At 41.5% G+C, this 21,372-nt stretch carries 11 protein-coding genes; 9 read left to right on the top strand and 2 right to left on the bottom strand.

The genetic code is table 11. The features are described 5' to 3' along the window. Positions 1-292 precede the first annotated feature (292 nt). The 3 genes from ABD930_RS12910 to ABD930_RS12900 are packed head-to-tail and all read left to right on the top strand — an operon-like array spanning position 293 to position 8,354. The gene (locus ABD930_RS12910; RefSeq protein WP_345232142.1) at positions 293-3,088 is read left to right on the top strand and encodes a sugar-binding domain-containing protein; all 2,796 of its coding nucleotides are present in this window, start codon (positions 293-295) and stop codon (positions 3,086-3,088) included. A 20-nt stretch (positions 3,089-3,108) separates the two neighbouring features. After that, on the top strand, positions 3,109-6,339 hold the full coding sequence (locus ABD930_RS12905; protein ID WP_345232141.1) for a SusC/RagA family TonB-linked outer membrane protein: 3,231 nt from the start codon (positions 3,109-3,111) through the stop codon (positions 6,337-6,339). Positions 6,340-6,350: 11 nt separating this feature from the next. After that, the gene (locus ABD930_RS12900) at positions 6,351-8,354 is read left to right on the top strand and encodes a RagB/SusD family nutrient uptake outer membrane protein (protein ID WP_345232140.1); all 2,004 of its coding nucleotides are present in this window, start codon (positions 6,351-6,353) and stop codon (positions 8,352-8,354) included. A gap of 347 nt (positions 8,355-8,701) precedes the next feature. Here the strand turns inward: ABD930_RS12900 and ABD930_RS12895 are convergent, their stop codons facing one another. Beyond that, positions 8,702-9,595, bottom strand: coding sequence for an AraC family transcriptional regulator (locus ABD930_RS12895; RefSeq protein ID WP_345232139.1), 894 nt, complete (start codon positions 9,593-9,595; stop codon positions 8,702-8,704). A 277-nt stretch (positions 9,596-9,872) separates the two neighbouring features. On the opposite strand from ABD930_RS12895, the gene ABD930_RS12890 reads away from it, so the two are divergent. The 6 genes from ABD930_RS12890 (at position 9,873) to ABD930_RS12865 (ending at position 20,249) form a co-directional block, all read left to right on the top strand. Further along, positions 9,873-12,722 (top strand): sugar-binding domain-containing protein, encoded by a 2,850-nt coding sequence (locus ABD930_RS12890; protein ID WP_345232138.1) that lies wholly within the window; start codon positions 9,873-9,875, stop codon positions 12,720-12,722. A gap of 16 nt (positions 12,723-12,738) precedes the next feature. Continuing rightward, positions 12,739-14,091: a sugar porter family MFS transporter gene (locus ABD930_RS12885; protein WP_345232137.1), complete on the top strand. Its 1,353-nt coding sequence runs from the start codon at positions 12,739-12,741 to the stop codon at positions 14,089-14,091. Positions 14,092-14,120: 29 nt separating this feature from the next. Then, positions 14,121-17,459 (top strand): DUF5107 domain-containing protein, encoded by a 3,339-nt coding sequence (locus ABD930_RS12880; protein WP_345232136.1) that lies wholly within the window; start codon positions 14,121-14,123, stop codon positions 17,457-17,459. An 87-nt stretch (positions 17,460-17,546) separates the two neighbouring features. Next, the gene (locus tag ABD930_RS12875) at positions 17,547-18,797 is read left to right on the top strand and encodes a putative DNA modification/repair radical SAM protein (protein ID WP_345232135.1); all 1,251 of its coding nucleotides are present in this window, start codon (positions 17,547-17,549) and stop codon (positions 18,795-18,797) included. Position 18,798: 1 nt separating this feature from the next. Continuing rightward, positions 18,799-19,563, top strand: coding sequence for a TIGR03915 family putative DNA repair protein (locus ABD930_RS12870; protein ID WP_345232134.1), 765 nt, complete (start codon positions 18,799-18,801; stop codon positions 19,561-19,563). A gap of 107 nt (positions 19,564-19,670) precedes the next feature. Continuing rightward, positions 19,671-20,249, top strand: a complete 579-nt coding sequence (locus ABD930_RS12865) for a phosphatase PAP2 family protein (protein WP_345232133.1) — start codon at positions 19,671-19,673, stop codon at positions 20,247-20,249. 15 nt (positions 20,250-20,264) lie between these two features. On the opposite strand, the gene ABD930_RS12860 is transcribed toward ABD930_RS12865, so the two are convergent. Then, positions 20,265-21,368 (bottom strand): efflux RND transporter periplasmic adaptor subunit, encoded by a 1,104-nt coding sequence (locus tag ABD930_RS12860; RefSeq protein WP_345232132.1) that lies wholly within the window; start codon positions 21,366-21,368, stop codon positions 20,265-20,267. Positions 21,369-21,372 lie beyond the last annotated feature (4 nt).

Genomic DNA, 21,372 nt, shown 5'->3' with positions numbered 1-21,372 from the left:
TCTTTCAGACATGACCATGCTATCGACATTAAACAGAAAAACAGCGATCAAGTGAAACCAAGCATGTTTTGTAAGAACATTGGGAATTTAACCGGACAACAATGTTTAAAAACTAGAATTATTTAAATATGCACGAAGTGCGACCCATTAGGAGAAAAACAAAAGGGGCGCTTAACCGACCTATTCGGTAAGCAGAACTGACTATGAGCCAATTAATAGCTTACATAACCATATAATATTGTTTATCAAAAGCTTTTTATTAGAAATCGAAAACCAAATTTAATCAAGAAGTATGAAGAATATTCTATTTTCATTAGTAGCGATTTGCCTTTTTTCTTGTCAGCAAGAAGAAAAATTGCGGATTTCGTTAGCGGGGCAATGGCAATTTGCCTTGGATTCAACCGATAGGGGTATAGATGAAAAATGGTACGCGAAATCGTTGACAGAAGTCATCGATCTGCCCGGCACAACAGATGATGCAGGAAAAGGTATCGCTAATACACTGAAGCCCGCTATCGATAAACCGCAAATATTACACCTTACACGGAAAAATTCTTATGTGGGTCCTGCTTGGTACAAAAAAGAGGTAGATATACCCGCTGGATGGCAGCACAAAAATATCACGCTCAAATTAGAGCGTGTTATTTGGGAAACTGCCCTATGGGTTGATGGCAAAAAGGTAAGGGGCAAGGGAGAAAGTCTGAGTGCTTCGCATTACTATGGTCTCACCACCCAGCTGACCCCCGGAAAACATGTTATCGCGCTTCGTATCGATAATCGGAAGAAATACGATATTTCTATTGACGATAAAGGACATGCATATACCAATGAAACACAGATCATGTGGAATGGGGTCATCGGCGAATTAGCACTGATAGCTGAAGATCAGGTTTCAATCAAACAGCTGGATGTATATCCGGATCTGGAGAAAAAAAGTATACGGATAAAAGCACATATCCATAATACGAGTAAAGCGACATCGGGAGAACTAGTCGCCACTGTAAAAGAAACAAATGGCAATGCTCAACTAAAGCCTGTCAAACTAGAAAATATAGTTATAAGTGAAAAGGAGCAAATTATTGAATTAACCTACGCCATGGGCGATAAATTCCAGACGTGGAGTGAGCTAAGCCCTGTGGTGTATGAATTAAATGTGCGTTTGAAAGCAGGGGACGCGCACTCTTCAAAGAATACCACGTTCGGTATGCGGGACATAAAACGTGTCGGTGCAGCAATCTTGGTGAATAACCAACGGGTCTTTATGCGCGGAACGCTCGAATCGTGCATCTTTCCGCTTACTGGATATCCCCCAACGGATAAGTCCGGCTGGGAAAAAGTAATGAAAACGGCTAAAGAGTGGGGGTTAAATCATTTGCGCTTTCACTCCTGGTGTCCACCTCAAGCTGCTTTTGAGGTCGCGGACGAGCTGGGGATGTATTTACAGATTGAACTTCCTTTTTGGGCGCTCAATGCAGGGAAAGATGAACCAACCAATCGCTTTCTCTACCAAGAAGCTGATCGTATTGTAGCCGAATATGGTAATCACCCTTCGTTTTGTATGTTCAGCATGGGAAATGAGCTGCAACCGGATTTTGATTTTTTAAAGAACTTGTTGTTGCATATAAAAACGAATGATTCCCGTCGTTTGTATACGACAACTTCCTTTACTTTCGAAAGAGGGCACGGGGACTGGCCCGAACCGGATGATGATTTTTTAATTACCCAATGGACAAAACGTGGCTGGGTGCGTGGGCAGGGTGTGTTCAATGAAGAACCTCCCCGTTTTGATAAAGATTTTTCGGATGCCAGCAAAGATATGCCTGCACCACTGATTACCCATGAAGTAGGTCAATATGCCGTTTATCCCAATCTGAAAGAAATTGAGAAATACACTGGGGTATTAGACCCGTTGAATTTTAAAGGGGTGAAGCAGGAGTTGGAGCGCAAAGGGCTGATAACAAAAGCGGATGACTATTTAAAAGCTTCAGGCAGGCTGGCTACACTGTTGTATAAAGAAGAAATTGAGCGGGCTTTAAAAACCACCGGATGTAGTGGTTTTCAGTTACTGGACTTGCACGACTATCCGGGACAAAGCACAGCCCTTGTTGGTTTGCTAGATGCCTTTTGGGATAGTAAAGGATTTACATCATCCAAGGAGTTTCAACAGTTTTGTTCATCTGTAGTACCGTTAATTCGTTATCCCAAAGCAGTTTATACAAATGATGAGACATTTACTTCTGGGGTAGAAATTGCAAATTACAGTAATGCAGATATCAAAGATAAACCAATAATCTGGGAGTTAAAAGACACTAAAGGGCGGAGTATTCAGCATGGTATTTTTACGAATACCCATGCACCAGCCGGATATAATACTAAAATAGGAAAGATCAATTGCCCTTTAACACCTATTGACAGCGCAGGTGAATTTACGCTTTCCGTGCATATTCGCGAGACGGAATATATGAATTCCTGGAAGATATGGGTGTATCCGCGCTCTTTAGCGATAGAAAAAAAGGATGTTTTGGTTACCTCGAATATGCAAGAAGCACACAAGGCTTTGAAAGAGGGGAAGAAGGTTTTATTTAATCCTTCTTATGAAACAGTAAAAGGTTTGGAAGGTAAATTCCTACCCGTCTTCTGGAGCCCGGTTCATTTTCCTAAGCAGGCCGGGACGATGGGGATTTTGTGTGACCCCAATCATCCCATGTTTGCGCATTTTCCTACAGAAATGCACACGAACTGGCAATGGTGGAATTTACTCATTGAATCCAAAACAATGATTACTGACAGTTTATACCACAATATTGAACCTATAGTAGAATGTGTAGACAATTTCGCAAATAACAGAAGATTAGCTTCGGTATTTGAAACACAATGCGAAAACGGCAAGTTGCTGGTTTGCAGTATGGATTTGATACGTAATATGGATGCCTCACCCGAAAAACGTCAGTTTTTATACAGCGTGCTTGAATATATGAATTCGGCTGCGTTCAAACCGACGAAGAATATAACTTTCGAAAAAATAGCGGCATTGATTGATCCATCTCAAAGCAAATATGAACGCGCTTCGGCAGCGTCTATTTATTAACCATTTAAGAGACTTAAATTATGAAAAGAAAATTAAATCATAATTGTTTTTTTCCGGCGGTAAAAGTCGGAGCATTAGTTTTTTTAATTGCCACACTATTTTGCTTACAGAACGCGCTTGCGCAAATAAAACATCCAACTATTCAAGTAGAGGGTGTTGTCACAGATGAGGAAGGTATGCCTATTGTAGGCGCCAGTGTTAAGGAAGAAGGGACTTCAAACGGAATATTGACCAAATCGGACGGCTCTTATACCCTGCGCGTTCCCGCGAAAGCGAATTTGCGGTTTTCCAACGTAGGGTATGTTCCGCAAGTCGTTTCCGTAGACGATAAAAGACAAATAAATATCATCTTGCTATTCGATACAAAAGTACTGGATGAAGTAGCCGTGATCGGCTTCGGTACGCAAAAGAAAACAAACTTAACCGGAGCTGTGGGAACAATTGACGCGAAAGCCTTAGCATCGCGTCCGGTATTGACAGCCGCGCAGGCAATGCAAGGCCTGTCCCCTGGATTGAATATCTCGCAGAATAATGGTATGTTAGAAAATAAGCCGAGTATAAACATACGTGGGGTAGCTACTATCGGTACCGGTTCGAGCGGGAGCCCGCTGATACTGATCGATGGTATGGAAGGGGATATCAATGCACTTAATCCGCAGGATATAGACAATATATCCATATTGAAAGATGCTGCAGCATCTTCTATTTACGGTTCCAGAGCTCCTTTTGGAGTCATATTGGTAACCACAAAAACAGGCCGTGCTGGCAAGGCCGTCATCAACTATAACAATAGTTTCAGATGGAATAATCCTGTGCTGCTGCCCAAGATGGTGGATTCGTATACGTTCGCAACCTATTTTAATGACGCAAATGCCAATGGCGGAGTCGGACCTCAGTTTGACGAAGAACATATGAAACGTATTCTGGAATATCAGCATGGTGAAAGAACAACGACAGTTATACCCAACCCAAGCAACCCTGACTATTGGGCAGATGGCTACCTTGCCGGTAACGATAATGTAGATTGGTACGATGCGATGTATCGCAGTAATGTCTTTTCGCAAGAACATAATTTCAGTGCACAGGGAGGAAGTGATAAGGTAAGTTATTATACCTCTTTCAACTACCTAGACCAAAATGGGCTAATGGAATTCAACCAAGATAAGTATAATCGATACAGTGGAACAGCGAAGATCAATGCACAACTTACGGATTGGGCTCATCTAAATTATACCAATCGGTTTATACGTGAAGATTACGGAAGACCTTCCTTTTTAAGAGACGATTTTTTTTCAAATATAGCACGTCAGGGATGGCCAACATTGCCGCTATATGATCCGAATGGTCATTTATATAATTCACCTTCACCTGCACTCAATATGCGTGATGGTGGTCGTGGGATATGGCAGACAGACAATCTATATCAACAGGTGCAATTCATACTCGAACCCGTTAAAGATTGGAAGACCTTTGTTGATTTCAATTACCGAACGGTCAATGTGAATACACATTGGGATATTCAGAAGACCTATAATTATGATGTTGCAGGCAATCCATATCCTTCAAACAATAATTCCCATGTTCATGAGGATCAGCAAAAAGATAATTACATGAACTGGAATGTATATACCGAATACACCAAAAATTTGGAATCAGGACACCATATGAAAGGAATGGTTGGATTTCAAACCGAATTATTTAAAAGAAAAGTATTTTCAGCACAACGTGAAGGTATCATTGTGCCTAACCTTCCTGTTATTGACCTTACAACGGGAGTGGATGCCTATGGAAAGCCTGTTACACCGAGTGTTTCGGGGGGCAATGATCATTGGTCTACAGCCGGATTCTTCGGCAGGTTGAATTACGATTATCAGGAAAAATATTTAGCCGAAGTAAATCTTCGGTACGATGGCACCTCCCGTTTTCGCTCAAACACACGTTGGAAATTATTTCCATCTTTCTCTTTAGGCTGGAATGTGGCGAAGGAAAATTTCTGGAAACCGATTGAACAATATGTCAGTTTATTCAAATTCAGAGGTTCCTACGGCGAATTAGGTAATCAAAATACCGATAGCTGGTACCCAACTTATCAATTGATGGAAGTAGGTGCTGCCAATGGCAGTTGGCTTATCAATGGGGTGAAGCCTAACACCGCTACGGTTCCTGGATTAATCAGTTCGATAATCACATGGGAAAGAGTAAATACTTGGAATGTGGGGGTTGACTTTGGAGCTATTCGCAATAAGCTGACTGGATCTTTCGATTATTACAGCAGGAGAACGTTAAACATGGTCGGTCCGGCTACAGAACTACCCGTTACATTAGGAACAGCCGTTCCCAGGACGAATAATACCGATTTAAATACGTATGGTTTCGAATTATCATTAGGCTGGAACGACCGCTTGGCAAGTGGATTTGGATATGGTGCTAAAATAGTGTTGTCCGACGCTCAAACGGAAATAACAAGGTACCCGAACGAAACAGGAAGTTTAGACCCCGAAACCTATAGAAAAAATATGATGTTAGGCGAAATCTGGGGATATACGACCATTGGCATTGCCAAAAGCCAACAAGAAATGGACGATTACTTGGCTACCCTGCCCAATGGTGGGCAAAATGCACTAGGAAGCCAATGGGGCGCAGGCGATATCATGTACGCTGATGTGAACAAGGACGGCAAGATAGATGGCGGTGCCGGTACTTGGGACGATCATGGTGACTGGCGTATTATCGGGAATAGCAGCCCACGTTATCAGTTTGGCGTTGATCTGAATGCGGACTATAAAGGGTTTGATTTGAGACTATTCTTTCAGGGTGTCATGAAGCGTGACTATTTTCAAGACAGCTATTATTTTTGGGGCGCTTCCGGCAGCGTTTGGGAATCTACAGCTATGGAACCTCAAATGGATTATTTCCGGGACAACCCAAACCACCTGCTCGGTTTAAATCTGGATGCTTATTTCCCACGCCCCCTCTTCGATTCAGAACGAAACCAAGAGATCCAAACACGATATATACAGAATGCAGCATATATCCGATTAAAAAACATCCAATTAGGATATACCTTGCCTATATCGCTAACAAGCAGATTACATGTCGCCAAGTTACGTGTCTTCGTTTCGGGTGAAAATCTATGGACGGGAACAAAGATGTTTAAGACATTCGATCCGGAAACTGTTGACGGAGGGTGGAATGGTAGCGTTTATCCATTGTCGAAAACAATATCAGCTGGTCTAAGTCTTAATTTTTAATATATACCATCATGAAAAATATCATAAAATCAATAATATTGGCGGTCTTCATTGGATTGCAAATGGGGTGTAAAGATTTTCTGGACCGGGAACCTCTTTCCCAAGTCACACCGGAAGCTTATTTAAACGAGGAATCTCAACTGGCTGCATACGCTAATAAATTATACCCGGATATTTTGCCTTCCTTTTCCTCTGGAGAAATAGGTTTTTCAAGCGATGCACATACCGACATTGCTGCATATAAGGGATATGATAATCGCTATGCTCCCGGAGAGTGGAAGGTGCCGCATGAAGGAGGCAATTGGGAATTTACAAAGATATATAGCGCAAACTATTTCATGGAACGTGTTCTTCCCCTTTGGGAAGCTGGTGAAATAACCGGTATAAAAGAGAATATAGACCATTATATCGGGGAGATGTACTTTTTAAGAGCCCTTGAATACTATAAAAATGTGCAGGAATTTGGCGATTTTCCGATCGTTAAAACGGTTTTGAAAGATGAAAAAGGTCAGTTGATAGAAGCTAGTAAAAGATTTCCACGCAATGAAGTTGCCCGTTTTATCCTGTCCGATCTGGATCAGGCTATTCTCTTGCTTCAGGAAAGGGCTCCGGATGGCCAAAAAAATCGTATATCCAAAGCATCCGCACAACTGATTAAATCCAGGGTAGCACTTTTTGAAGGAACATGGCTCAAATATTTTAAGAATACCCCTTTTGTGCCAAATGGTACGGGATGGCCAGGGAAAGACAAAGATTACAATAGGAGTTACCAATATCCATCCGGAAGTATTGACAACGAAATTGATTATTTTCTCAGTCAGTCTATGGAAGCAGCCATGGCCGTTGCTGATAATTATCCTTTGGTAGAAAATAACGGGGTACTGCAGCAGGATGTTACCGATGCAGTAAATCCATACCACGATATGTTTGGAAGCGAGAATATGTCAGCTTATAGCGAAGTGCTATTATGGAGACAATATGATAAAGGTTTGGGCATCACTCACGACATTGTACAACGGGCCCAGTTGGGAAATGGTGAAGTAGGTTTGACGCGTGGCTATGTCAACTCTTTTCTGATGGCGAATGGCTTACCCATTTATGCGCAGGCTTCTGGATATGCGGGAGATGATGTGTTGGCGGATGTCAGAAAAAACAGAGATGGACGACTGTGGTTATTTTTAAAAGAGCCCGGCCAGAAAAATGTATTGTACGAATCCAGTGAGGGAACACACTCCACATTAATTGAACCTATTCCTGATATCACTGAGAGCAGCCAAGGATGGGGATATACTACCGGATATACAGTAAGAAAATTCAACAATTACGATCAGAAACATGGCGGGAATGGCTTAGCTTATACCGGTTCTTTGGCATTTAGATCAGTAGAAGCTTATCTGAATTACATCGAAGCATGTTATGAAAAAAATAAGTCGTTAGATGGCAAGGCAGAAAATTATTGGAAAAGCATCCGTCGCAGAGCGAGAGTCAACGAAGATTTCCAGACAACCATAGCGGCCACCAATATGTCCGAAGAAGCGAAAAACAACTGGGCTGCTTATTCTGCCGGACAGTTAGTTGATGCAACCCTGTACAATATCCGTCGCGAGCGTGGCTGTGAACTGCTATATGAAGGATTTAGGTATGCGGATTTAAGACGTTGGCGTTCCATGGACCAATTGATGACTAATTCTTATCATATTGAAGGTTTCAAGTTATGGGGGCCAATGCAAACCTGGTATAATAAGCCAGCGGGGGGGACAAAGTTGATATATGGATTGAATGATCCTGCAGCAAATGTTTCTTCACCGCAAACCAGCAAGTACTTGCGCCCATATGAGATATCTGCAAAGTCTTTGGTGCTAGGAGGTTATAAGTGGAATATGGCGCATTACCTATCTCCGATAGCGATTCAACATTTTTTAATTTCGTCTGAAAATAATGAGGTGTCTACATCTCCCATATATCAGAATCCTGGTTGGCCAACTACAGCAAACCAAGGTCCATCTACATTGTAAGTTGTAAATTCGAAATTTATAAGATGGAATGTTATTCACTCATTTTTTGCGCTTGACTAAAAGATAGCTATGCAGTAAAAAAGATTAGTTAACGATTAATGATAAATAAACGGTGATTAATAGCTTATATCTCAATAATCTCTCTTGACCGTGTTTAATTAACGAATATAATCCAAGTGACAGGCAGGAAAATGAAATAAAGGCTGCACGAATCTTATATAGAAAGGATCCCGAACGTTATTGATTTGCGTTCGGGATTTCATAGAAGATAACGCGTTATTAACTTCGTTCACCCATGAAGCAAATAGGTTTTGGTAAAATTGAATGTGAAAACAATTTGCATTAAATTACGATGATGGTCGCATGGCCCAGCGATTCCGATAATTTTTGGGTGATTCGCCCATATGGGAGCTGAAAAGTCTGGAGAAATAATAAGGATCTTCGATGCCTATGGCTAAAGCAATTTCGAAAATGCGCTGGTTGGTAAATTGCAGCAATTGACATGCCCGTTGTATCTTAAGGTGATTGAAATATTCAATCGGCGAATAACCGGTTTTCTTATGGAATATGCTCGAAAAGTGCGATATCGATAAATGCACATGATCCGCTATTTCTTTTAAGCTGGTTGGTTGTGAAATACGGCTTTTTAAGAAATTGATAGCTTGGTTAATGGCATCCTGCGCTTGCTTATCCTGATGATGATTGAAGCGCTCATTTAAAAGATAACCGCTAAGATAATAAGGTATAATGAGCGCAATAAACTCCATGTTTTCTCTGCCGTACCCTTGTTGTAAGGTGTCATATATTTTATCAAATAAGGATAGATGCTGCTCGTTTTGCATGACTTTGTTTTGTTGTGAAGTCATTTTTTCAAAAAGCTTTTGGCTCATTGTAGCCGACTGACGACCACTAAAATGTAACCAATAAATAGTCCAGGGGTGTACTGGATCGGCTCGGTATACATGTGGCATCATTGCAGGGATGATGAGGAAGTCATTCGGCTCAATCCTAATTTCATGATCATTCACGATGGCTGTCCCCTTGCCTTCCACACAATGTATCAATATATGTTCTCCAGAACCTTCATGCCTATCCCGATAATGGTGTTTAGCCTTCGGATAATAACCGATATCGGTAATATAAAACTCCTGTGTTAATGGTGTACCTTTATATTGTGCGATAATTTTTGGTGGAATGATAATGGCTCTTTCTCCTTCAAACCCTTCTTTCTTTCTGATCATAATGATTGGTTTTTAAGGCTAAAATAGTAAAATAATCCATTTTTAAAAAGGCTTTCTCCATTTTAAACGCTTTATTATACGCTAATTTTGTTATCGTTGTTGAACCATTATAGTACTTATGCAGAATCAAAGTTCATATTCGCGGATCATTATGATAAAAAAGCTTCTGCCAAATCATTTTTCCGTATTCATTGAACTGCCAATTAAAATAGGCCATTAAAAAAGAATTAAATCGCAAATTTGACTGATCAGTTACTCCATGAAAATATCAAAAACAATGATGAATAGTAATAGAAGGTTAATTATCGTTTTGATGCTATTACAGTTTATGTTCTTTTATATAAGGGCACAACAACAGACAAAAGATAAAATTGATCTTTCGGGAACATGGCTTTTTCAGATTGATTCGCTGGATGTTGGCGTGAATGAACGATGGTTCAATCGGAAACTGGAAGACACGATACGGTTGCCGGGTTCTATGACCACCAATGGTAAAGGAGATGATATTACGGTAAATACGCCTTGGACAGGCAGCATTGTTGATTCCTCCTGGTTTTTTAAGCCGAAGTATGCCAAATATCGAGCACCGGGAAATATAAAAGTTCCCTTTTGGCTCCAACCGGTTAAATACTATAAAGGAGCTGCATGGTATCAAAAAACAATTACTATTCCTACATCCTGGAAGGGTAACAATATCAAACTATTCATAGAACGAAGTCATTGGGAAACAACGGTATGGATTGATGGTCAGCGGATAGGTATGAAAAACAGCCTAGGAACACCGCATACCTTCGATTTGTCTGAATCCTTAAAGCCGGGAACCCATTTGTTAGCTATACGTATCGATAATCGGGTAAAAGACATTAATGTGGGTCAAAATGCACACAGTATTTCTGATCACACGCAAAGCAATTGGAATGGTATGGTGGGTCAATTGTTTATTGCCGCCCGGCCACAGCTTCACCTCGATGATATACAGCTTTATCCAGATGTTCAGCACAGACAGGTGGTTGCCCGACTAAAAATTAATAATCCGAAAAATAAACCAACTAAAGCCAATATAGCATTTACCGCAACTTCCAATAATTTACAAGCTGAAAAACTACAGCCTATAACAAAAACCGTTCATGTCAAGGGAGTGCAAACAGAACTGGAGATTATTTATCCAATGGGGAATAACCCCTTGTTATGGGACGAATTCCATCCCAATCTTTACGACATGCACGTGCAATTGACAAACCAAGGCCAATCGGAAGAAAGTAGAGTGACATTTGGAATGCGTGAATTCGCCGCTAAAGGCACACAGTTTACGATTAACGGTCGCCCTACATTCCTTCGCGGTACACTCGAATGCGCTATTTTTCCGGAGACGGGTTATCCTCCAACAGATGTTGCTTCCTGGTCGCATATTTTCGATGTATGCAGGTCTTACGGGCTCAATCATATGCGTTTTCACTCCTGGACTCCGCCTGAGGCAGCTTTTGTAGCAGCAGATCGTGCTGGCTTTTATCTGCAAGTAGAAAACAGTTCATGGGCCAATCAAGGGGCATCTATTGGTGATGGTAAGCCTCTCGATCAATATATTTATGATGAAAGCGAACGGGTGGTGAAAGCCTATGGTAACCATCCTTCTTTCTGCATGATGGCCTATGGAAACGAACCTAGTGGTAAAAACCATGAAAAATACCTAACCGATTTTGTGCATTATTGGCAAGAGAAAGACGCCAGAAGACTTTATACAACAGCAGGTGGTTGGCCGGTTATTTTAAGTAGCGATTACAACAACACGCCGGATCCAAGGATTCAACGTTGGGGCGAAGATCTGAAAAGTATTATTAATGGCCAAGCGCCAAGAACGGATTACGATTGGTCTGAAATTATTGCGAAGTGGCAACACCCCACTGTGAGCCATGAAATAGGGCAGTGGTGTGTCTATCCCAATTTTAAAGAAATTCCCAAATATGATGGGGTCTTAAAGGCCAAGAATTTTGAGATTTTTCAAGAAGAATTAAATAATCACAAGATGGCGAATCTAGCGGATAGCTTTTTGATGGCTTCGGGAAAACTGCAGGTTTTATGCTACAAAGCGGATATAGAAGCTGCTTTACGTACACCCGGCTTCGGTGGCTTCCAATTGCTGGATCTACATGATTTTCCTGGACAAGGAACTGCATTAGTAGGTGTGTTGGATCCTTTTTGGGGTGATAAAGGTTATGTGACAGGAGCAGAATACAGTCGTTTTTGTAATGCGACAGTACCTTTAGTGCGCCTTCCAAAAATGGTTTATCAAAATAATGAAACACTGAACATACCGGTAGAGGTAGCCCATTTCGGAGAAGCAGCTTTGACCAATGTTACACCAAGCTGGAACATCAAAAATGCAGCTGGAGCTGTTTTATTCGATGGCAAATTGAATAATACCAATATTCCATTAGGCAACGCGTTTAAACTAGGAGAAATTAAGCAGTCGTTAAGTAATGTGCAACAAGCCAGTCAGCTAACCTTAACTGTCTCTATCAATAACTATCACAATTCCTGGAATATGTTTGTTTATCCAGCAACATTGCCTGAAATTAACGATAGCCTATTGGTTACCCAACGCTTGGATGCCCATGCTATTCAAACGCTTGAAAAAGGAGGTAAAGTGTTGCTCAATGTGCAACAAGGTTCTATAAAACCGGAAAAAGGGGGGGATGTTAAAATTGGATTTTCGAGCATATTTTGGAATACAGCCTGGACTAATGGGCAAGCACCAACAACATTGGGTATTTTATGCAATCCAGCGCATCCGGCTTTGAAAGATTTCCCTACCGATTATCATAGCGATTGGCAATGGTGGGATGCCATGAGTCATTCAAATGCAATTAGACTGGATGAAGTTGCGGATCATCTAAATCCAATCGTTCGGGTGATTGATGATTGGGTTACCGCACAACCCTTGGGATTAATTTTTGAATGCAAAGTTGGAAGAGGACGCCTCCTAGTTTCAGGTATAGATTTAACAGCAGATATTGCTGAGAGGCCTGAAGCACAACAGCTGTTATACAGTTTAAAAAAGTATATGGCCAGCAAAGCTTTTGATCCCAAACAGAGAGCGGACATTGAAAAAATCAAAGATTTATTATAAGAGGTAGACATTATTTATGAAAACGAATCAACAGTCTGTAACATTCAACAACACCTATATATTGGGAATATCTTTTATTTCAGCCCTTGGTGGTTACTTATTTGGTTTTGACTTTGCGGTGATTGCCGGGGCGCTACCTTTCCTTCGTTCAGCATTCGCTTTAAATGCTTGGTGGGAGGGGTTTCTAACCGGTTCGCTCGCCCTAGGCTGCATCGTGGGTTGCTTGCTGGCTGGTGGATTGGCCGATCGTTATGGCCGGAAACCGGGACTCATGCTGGCGGCATTTATTTTCGCCTTATCCTCACTAGGTATGGCCTTCTCTTCTGGTTTGACCGTTTTTGTCATCATGCGTTTTGCGGCCGGTATTGGTGTAGGCATGGCGTCTATGCTCAGTCCATTATACATTGCTGAAGTTTCTCCTGCCAATATTCGCGGCAGAAATGTGGCTATCAATCAGCTTACCATCGTCATCGGTATATTGGTTACGAATTTAGTCAATTATGCCTTGGCCGATAATGGTCCAGAAGCTTGGCGCTGGATGTTTGGACTGGGAGCGGTACCGGCAGGCCTGTTTTTTTTAGGCGTGATTTGGCTGCCAGAGAGTCCTCGGTGGTTGCTTAAGGCCGGAAAAGAAGCGCAAGCGAAGAAAGTATTGGGCAATATTGGTAGCGAGGCCTTTGTAACCGACACCTTTAAAGACATTCAGCAATCTTTGCAAGGTAGTGTTAAGCAATCGTACAAGGCCGTATTCGAAAAAGCGGTTCGGCCTGCTGTCATTGTGGGGATTACACTAGCGGTTTTTCAACAACTATGCGGTATTAATGTGGTGTTTAATTATACGTCAACCATCTTTGAATCGGTTGGTGCCAACTTAGATCGACAATTGTTCGAGACCGTAGCAATCGGTTTGGTCAATTTGATATTTACTGTGGTGGCCATGTGGCAAGTAGATCGCTTGGGGCGTCGACCGCTGATGTTGATCGGTTCACTTGGGTTATCTGTAGTATATATTGTCTTGGCTTTTCTGCTACAGCACCAAGCAGCGCCCGGTTTGGTATCCGTTTTCGTTTTATTGGCTATCGCCATGTATGCTACATCACTGGCACCGGTAACCTGGGTCCTGATATCCGAGATTTTTCCCAATAAGATCCGTGGTTTAGCCTCGTCGGTGGCCATCGTGTCGCTTTGGACGGCTTATTTTATTCTCGTATTTACCTTTCCGATTTTAGCGGAAGTATTGGGTACTTACGGGCCATTTTACCTCTATGCAGGCATTTGTCTGGTCGGCTTCCTTTTTGTGAAAAGCAAGGTGCGTGAAACGAAAGGGCAGACACTGGAAGCATTAGAACAACAATTAATCAAACATTAACATTTTTATAGATTAGAAACAAATAAGACATGAGCGAATTTTTTGTACGTGTTTGGGAAGAAACAGTCACTATTCCAACTTATAGGATAGGTAAGGCAGAAAAAAATCCAATGTTTTTTGAAAAACGTGTTTATCAGGGAAGTAGCGGGGTTGTTTATCCAAATCCAGTGATAGAGAAAATCTACGATGAGCAAACCGATGTCGCCTATACCGCCCTATTTCTCGAAAATAAATACCTGAAAATTATGGTGTTGCCCGAACTGGGCGGACGGATACAAATGGCCTATGATAAGGTTAAACAACGGCATTTTATCTACTATAATCAGGTCATTAAGCCCGCGTTGGTTGGCTTATGCGGTCCTTGGATTTCAGGTGGGATTGAATTTAATTGGCCACAACATCACCGTCCAAGTACCTTTGAACCGATCGACTATACCTTAGCAGAAAATGCTGATGGGAGTAAAACCATTTGGGTTAATGAGGTAGAAAAAATGTTTCATACCAAGGGAATGGCCGGTTTTACCTTATACCCGGATAAGGCTTATCTGGAAATAAAAGCACAGCTATATAACCGTACGAGTTTACCACAAACTTTTCTCTGGTGGGCAAACCCTGCAGTGAAAGTAAACGATTATTACCAATCAGTTTTTCCACCTGATGTGAATGCGGTTTTTGATCATGGAAAACGCGATGTAGCCAGTTTTCCCATTGCAACCGGTACCTATTACAAGGTGGATTATGCTCCTGGAACGGATATTTCTAATTATAAAAATATTCCGGTTCCTACCTCGTACATGGCTATCCGCTCTGATTATGATTTTGTAGGAGGATATGAAAACGATAGCCAAGCCGGCCTTTTACATGTGGCCAACCATCATATCTCACCCGGTAAAAAACAATGGACATGGGGTAATGGTGATTTTGGCAAGGCTTGGGATCGGAACTTGACCGACGAGGATGGGCCCTACATTGAGCTCATGACCGGTGTTTATACCGATAACCAACCGGATTTCACTTGGCTAATGCCTTATGAAGAGAAGTCGTTTACGCAATATTTTATGCCCTATCGGGAACTGGGACTAGTAAAGAATGCCACGAAAGACATCTTGCTCTATGTTGGTTTGGAAGACGAAGTAGCCACCTTGAAGATCATGGGTACTTCTATTCAAAAAAATCTACACCTGGAATTTTATGTGTCAGGTAAACAGCTTTACAGCGAGGTGTTCGATCTTTCACCTGAAGTCCTATATAAAAAGACTATACCCTTACAAAAGGATGTCAAAGAAGACGAAGTTTTACTTCGTGTTGTTCATGCAACAGGCAAGGAATTAATATGTTATGATCCATGCAAAAATAGAAAGAGTGAGTTACCTGAGCCCGCGCGAGCGGCTTTGCTACCGGCCGACGTGGAGAATAATGAACAATTATTTTTTACGGGATTGCATCTAGAGCAATACCGACATGCGACGTATCAGCCAGTTGATTATTATGAAGAAGCGTTGCGACGCGATCCGAACGATGTTCGGAACAACAACGCATTGGGGAAATGGTACTTGCGTCGTGGACAGTTCGTCAAGAGCGAGCCTTATTTCCGACAAGCGGTTGAAACCTTGATTGAACGCAATCCAAACCCCTATGATGGCGAACCTTACTATAACTTAGGGCTATGTTTAGTCATGCAAGAACGGAATGAGGAGGCCTACGAAGCGTTTTATAAAGCCACTTGGAACGATGCTTGGCAAGATAAAGGGTGTTTTGCCCTAGCACAGCTCGCTAGCGTGAAAGGAGATAATGAATCGGCTTTAGCGCATATCCAATGGTCGCTCGATCGGAATGCACGCAATAGCAAAGCTTGGGTACTCAAGGCCTATATATTGCGTAAACTTGGCCAAATAGATGAAGCGTTATCCGTTTGTGCAGCAGCTATTAAACGTGATCTGTTCAATCTGGGCGCCTATTTCGAGCAATATAAAAATTATGAAATACTCGGCCAAAAAACAGCAAGTGAGCAAACATTAGCGCACGTAAAACAGCTAGCACGCAATGAAGCGACCAATTGGATGGAATATGCTTTAGATTATGCCGCAGCGGGCTTATATACAGAGGCTAGTGAATTACTGCACTTGGCTATCCAAGAAAAGCAACAGGATACGTACCCCATGGTATTTTATTACTTGGCCTGGTTCGCTGCAAAATTACATGAGGAAGATCTCGTTTTTTCTTACTTGGAGCAAGCAGCGGCGGCCTGTGCTGATTATTGTTTTCCTAACCGTATAGAAGATATCCTCGTCTTGACATTTGCCCTCACACGAAATCCTAGCGATGCCAAAGCGCCTTATTACCTAGGTAATTTATGGTATGATAAACGGCAATATATGGAAGCCATTCGACAATGGGAGCTGTCGGCCGAACGGGACGGTAGCTTTGCGACCGTTTTTCGGAATTTAGGGATTGCTTATTTTAATAAACAGCAGGATGCCAGTAAAGCGTTAACATCCTTCGAAAAGGCTTTTGCGTTAGATAAGACCGATGCACGTGTGTTCATGGAGCTCGATCAACTCTATAAGCGTCTGAACCGGTCGCCCGAACAACGCTTGACGTTTTTGGAAAAACACCAAGACTTGGTTAACCTACGGGATGATATATATTTAGAACGGGCAGCCCTCTATAATTTCTTGGGTGAACACGAAAAAGCGTATCAACTGATTATGGACCGGAAATTCCATCCTTGGGAAGGGGGCGAAGGAAAAGTCTCGGGACAGTATATATATAGCTTGATAGCCTTAGCAAAACAAGATCTAGCTATCCAACAGTTTCAATCGGCCATTGATAAACTCGAACGGGCTCAGGTTTACCCCCACAACTTAGGAGAGGGTAAGTTATTTGGTGCGCAGGAAAACGATATCTTTTACTGGTTGGGCTGTGCGTATCGGGGATTGCATGACGAGCAACAAGCAACAGTCTATTTTGAAAAAGCTACGCAAGGGCTTGCAGAACCGTCGGTAGCCATGTTTTACAATGATCAGCAGCCCGATCAGATTTTTTATCAAGGCTTGGCCTGGCTCGCATTAGGCAAAACCGAAAAGGCCAATCATATTTTTCAAAAGCTGATTGCTTATGGAGAAGAGCATCTACATGATGAAGCAAAGATCGATTATTTTGCTGTTTCATTGCCTGATTTGCTAATTTTCGAAGACGATATACAGAAACGTCATGGTGTTCATTGCCAATACATGATAGGTTTGGGGTACTTCGGTCTGAAACAATACGCCGCCGCTATAAAGGCATTCCAGGATGCATTAGCTAAAGATACCATGCACTTTGGTGTAGCGTTACATTTACAACAGGTACTCGAATTGAAAGGTTAGCTATGTTGTCTAATTTGCTGTCATTTTTATAAGTAAAGATTATGTTTACTATTTTATTTAGTATATTTGCTAATAAAATTAGAACTATTGGAGCGCATAGAAGAAAAATTGTCCATATTAGCGGATGCAGCGAAATATGATGTTAGTTGTTCATCAAGCGGCAGTAACCGAAAAAACAAAAATAAGGGTTTAGGGGATACCGGGGCAGGCATTTGCCATACCTATACGGAAGATGGCCGATGTGTATCGCTACTCAAAATCTTATTGACTAATTTTTGCATATACGATTGCGCCTATTGTGTAACCCGTAAAAGTAATGATATAAAACGGGTTTCATTTACCGTACAGGAGGTAGTCGATTTAACCATTAATTTCTATCGGAGAAACTACATTGAAGGATTATTTTTAAGTAGTGGTATTTTTAAAAATGCAGACTATACGATGGAGCGATTGGTTCGTATAGCGAAAAAATTAAGACAAGAGCATCATTTCAACGGATATATTCACTTAAAGACGATTCCGGGGGCTAGCGACGAATTGATTCACGAAGCGGGTTTATATGCGGATCGCTTAAGCGTTAATATTGAAATCCCAACAGAATCAGGATTAAAGCTCCTTGCACCGGAAAAAAACAGACAGGACATGGTGAAGCCGATGGAATACCTAAGGAATAAAATCACTGAGCTGGGAGAGGAGAAGCGGATTTTTAAGAAGACCCCTATTTTTGCACCTGCCGGTCAGAGTACGCAAATGATTATTGGGGCAAGCGGAGAAACCGATGAACAAATTGTGTTTATGGCGCAAAGGCTTTATCGGGATTTCTCGTTAAAGCGGGTTTATTATTCGGGCTATGTGCCTGTTAGTTGCGATAACCGTTTACCTAACATAGGATCTGCAGTGCCATTGGTGAGGGAAAATCGGTTGTATCAAACGGATTGGCTCATGCGCTTTTATGGCTTTCAGGCGGATGAATTAGTAAACAGACAATATCCGCTGCTAGAACTTGACATTGATCCAAAATTGAGCTGGGCGCTAAGGAATCTCTCATGTTTTCCCATTGACGTCAACCGAGCAGCACTGCATTTAATTTTGAGGATTCCCGGCGTAGGTGTACGTTCCGCTCAGCAGATTATTATGGCTCGTCAATATGGAGCACTTGATATGGAGCAACTTAAAAAAATAGGCGTTTCCATTAATCGGGCTAAATACTTTATTATCTGTCGTGGTTATAAGCAAATTTACAGTGATCAAGCGGCGCATAAAATTAAACAGTACATTCTTGCTACATCTCAAAGTAAATATTTACGGCGTCACTGCCAGCAATTGAATTTATTTTAGAATGTATAGGTTATGCTATGATGGGACATGGAAGGGAATGCTAACCCTGATTTTCGAAAGCTTTGAATATAAGTGGCATATTGCTGCTATCTATAAAAAGCCGGAAAGCATACAAAATGGCCTTTTTGATGCCATGCATGAAGTGATTACCAATGAGACTAAAGCTTTACGTGTTTGGAATGCGCTGCGATTAAAACTACCGCCAAACGCGCTAGGAGATTTATATAAAGTCTTTCTATCCGAAATAACTCAAATTGAAATGACGTTATGCACCGCAATATCCTTCTATTTTTCGGGCGTAGATAAACCTCATTTAGCTTACGGGAGAAGTGATGTTTTAAGAATAAAGCAAATAGCAAAAATGGTAGATCGTGAACGGCATCGAATGAAGGCCTTTATACGGTTTAGTCGACAGCAAGATGATTTATATGGGGCAATGATTGAACCTGATTTTAATGTATTGCCGCTCATTCGTAAGCATTTTTCTGATCGTTATGCAGACCAACGTTGGTTAATTTATGACGTGAAGCGTGATTATGGGATTTATTATAATCTGCAAGAGGTCGAAGAAGTCAGGGTAGCATTTTCAAAAGATTTCCAAGAGCATAAAATGCTTTTGGAACATCCGGAAGAGAAACGTTATCGTAACCTATGGCAACAATATTTTAAGCAGGTGAATATAGTGGAACGAAAGAACTTGAAATTACATATACAGCATGTTCCAAGACGATATTGGAAACATTTGACTGAAAAGCAAATCCTCTGAAAACATTTCTAATGTTTCTTAAAAGGATTCGTATCGGAGATACCAAAGAAATTGATTGGATGTTATACACATTTTATCTATGTTTGATTGACCCATTTCAATGAATTATGCATAGATTTCTTGTTATTTTTCTGCTGTTTAGCGGTCATCTTTCCTTTGGCCAGTCGACCATCGATCACTTGGATTTAAAAATTTTAGAAAATCTTGCCGCTAAACGAACAGAACAGCAAACCAAGGTTATGCGTATCGTGTCTGATGCTAATAACTACGTTAATGCGGCGATACCTGCAGGCCTTTTTATCGCAGGCGTTATTGACCATAACAAAGGAATGCGGCAGAATGCGGCTTATATTGCGAGTAGTACAGCAACTACAGCGTTATTGAACTTCGCATTGAAGAAAATATTTAAACGTCCGAGGCCTTTTCATGCTCATATTGGTTTTAAAGCAGTTTATGAACCTTCCAGTTATTCTTTTCCTTCAGGCCATACCTCCGCTTCTTTTAGTACGGCCACCGCATTATCTCGAGCATATCCCAAATGGTATGTGATTGCACCATCTGTAATATGGGCCGGAACGGTAGGTTATTCCCGGATGTATTTGGGAGTGCATAACCCATCCGATGTATTAGCTGGAGCCGCTTTGGGTAGTGGTACAGCTTTCGGAATGGGATTTATGCGACCATAAGTTAAAACTGATTTTTTATTTCAACGGCTCATTATCCCTTATTTCTTCAGACGTTGATTTTACCAGTTGCATCGAGTCATTCAGCTGACCAAAAATTTCGGCTTTCCCATCTGTTTGTCGACCTAAAGTAACGGGTACCCATTTGGTACTATCATGTTCCACCTTAATAACGAAAGTCCCTGTTGTAGCATTTAAGACGGCTTCAGAAGGAACTACAAATGCCTGGTTACTACCTTTTAGTGGTATTTCCACTTCTGTAACCATTCCGGGCAATAAACGTTTATTTTCGTTATCAACATCCATTTCGATACGTTGCGAGCGAAGTCGGGCATCTAGCGCCCCTGCCAATCGCGAAACCTTTGCTTTAAAGGTTTCGTTAGGGAAAGCCTTCACCGAGAAATTAACCTCATCTTGTTGGTTTAAATAAGCGGAATATAACTCAGGTACGCTTATCACTAAGCGAAGTTTATGCTGTTCTTGTAAAGTAAAGAGTGGTGCTTCTGAACCCTTGCCCGAAGGGCCTACATAAGCACCTGTACTCACATTTCTAGCGGTTATGATGCCAGGGAAGGGCGCTCTTATTTCAAGGTAATTTTTGGTGTCGCCAATCTCATTGAAAGCCGCCTTTGATGCTTGCAATTGCGCCAGATCAGAGTTTTGCTTTGCTAGTGCCAGATCAAGGTCATTTTGAGAGACGGTTCCGGGAGTCTTACTGGTTTCCAATAACCGTTGGTACGTTGCTTTACTCGCTAGATAAACAGCTTCTTGTGATTTTAACCTAGATTCGGCACCTAATAGCTGTGAATTTAATTCAGGAGCTTCCATAACCGCCAACAATTGACCCGTTGTAACGACACTGCCAACATCTACATAGAGCTTTTTAACAAAGCTGTTGACTTTTGCATATAAATCCACCTGTTGGTAAGCAAGCAATTCGCCGGGAATTTTAAGGGCCGATGAGAGTTGGCCTTTCGTTAACTTGAATGTTTCCAGTGATGATTCTGTAGGTGTTTTTTGATTTTCTGCTCCGGTATTTTTGACGGATGAAGTACAGCTGCTTAGCAGATAACTCATACCAAACGCGCCGATAGCCAATAGAAAAAATCGATGAGTATGCATGGTC

It is taken from the genome of Olivibacter ginsenosidimutans (assembly GCF_039542865.1).
Lineage (GTDB): Bacteria > Bacteroidota > Bacteroidia > Sphingobacteriales > Sphingobacteriaceae > Olivibacter > Olivibacter ginsenosidimutans.
The sequence above is the reverse complement of the archived record's forward strand: the minus strand, read 5'-3'. Positions and strand labels throughout refer to the sequence as shown.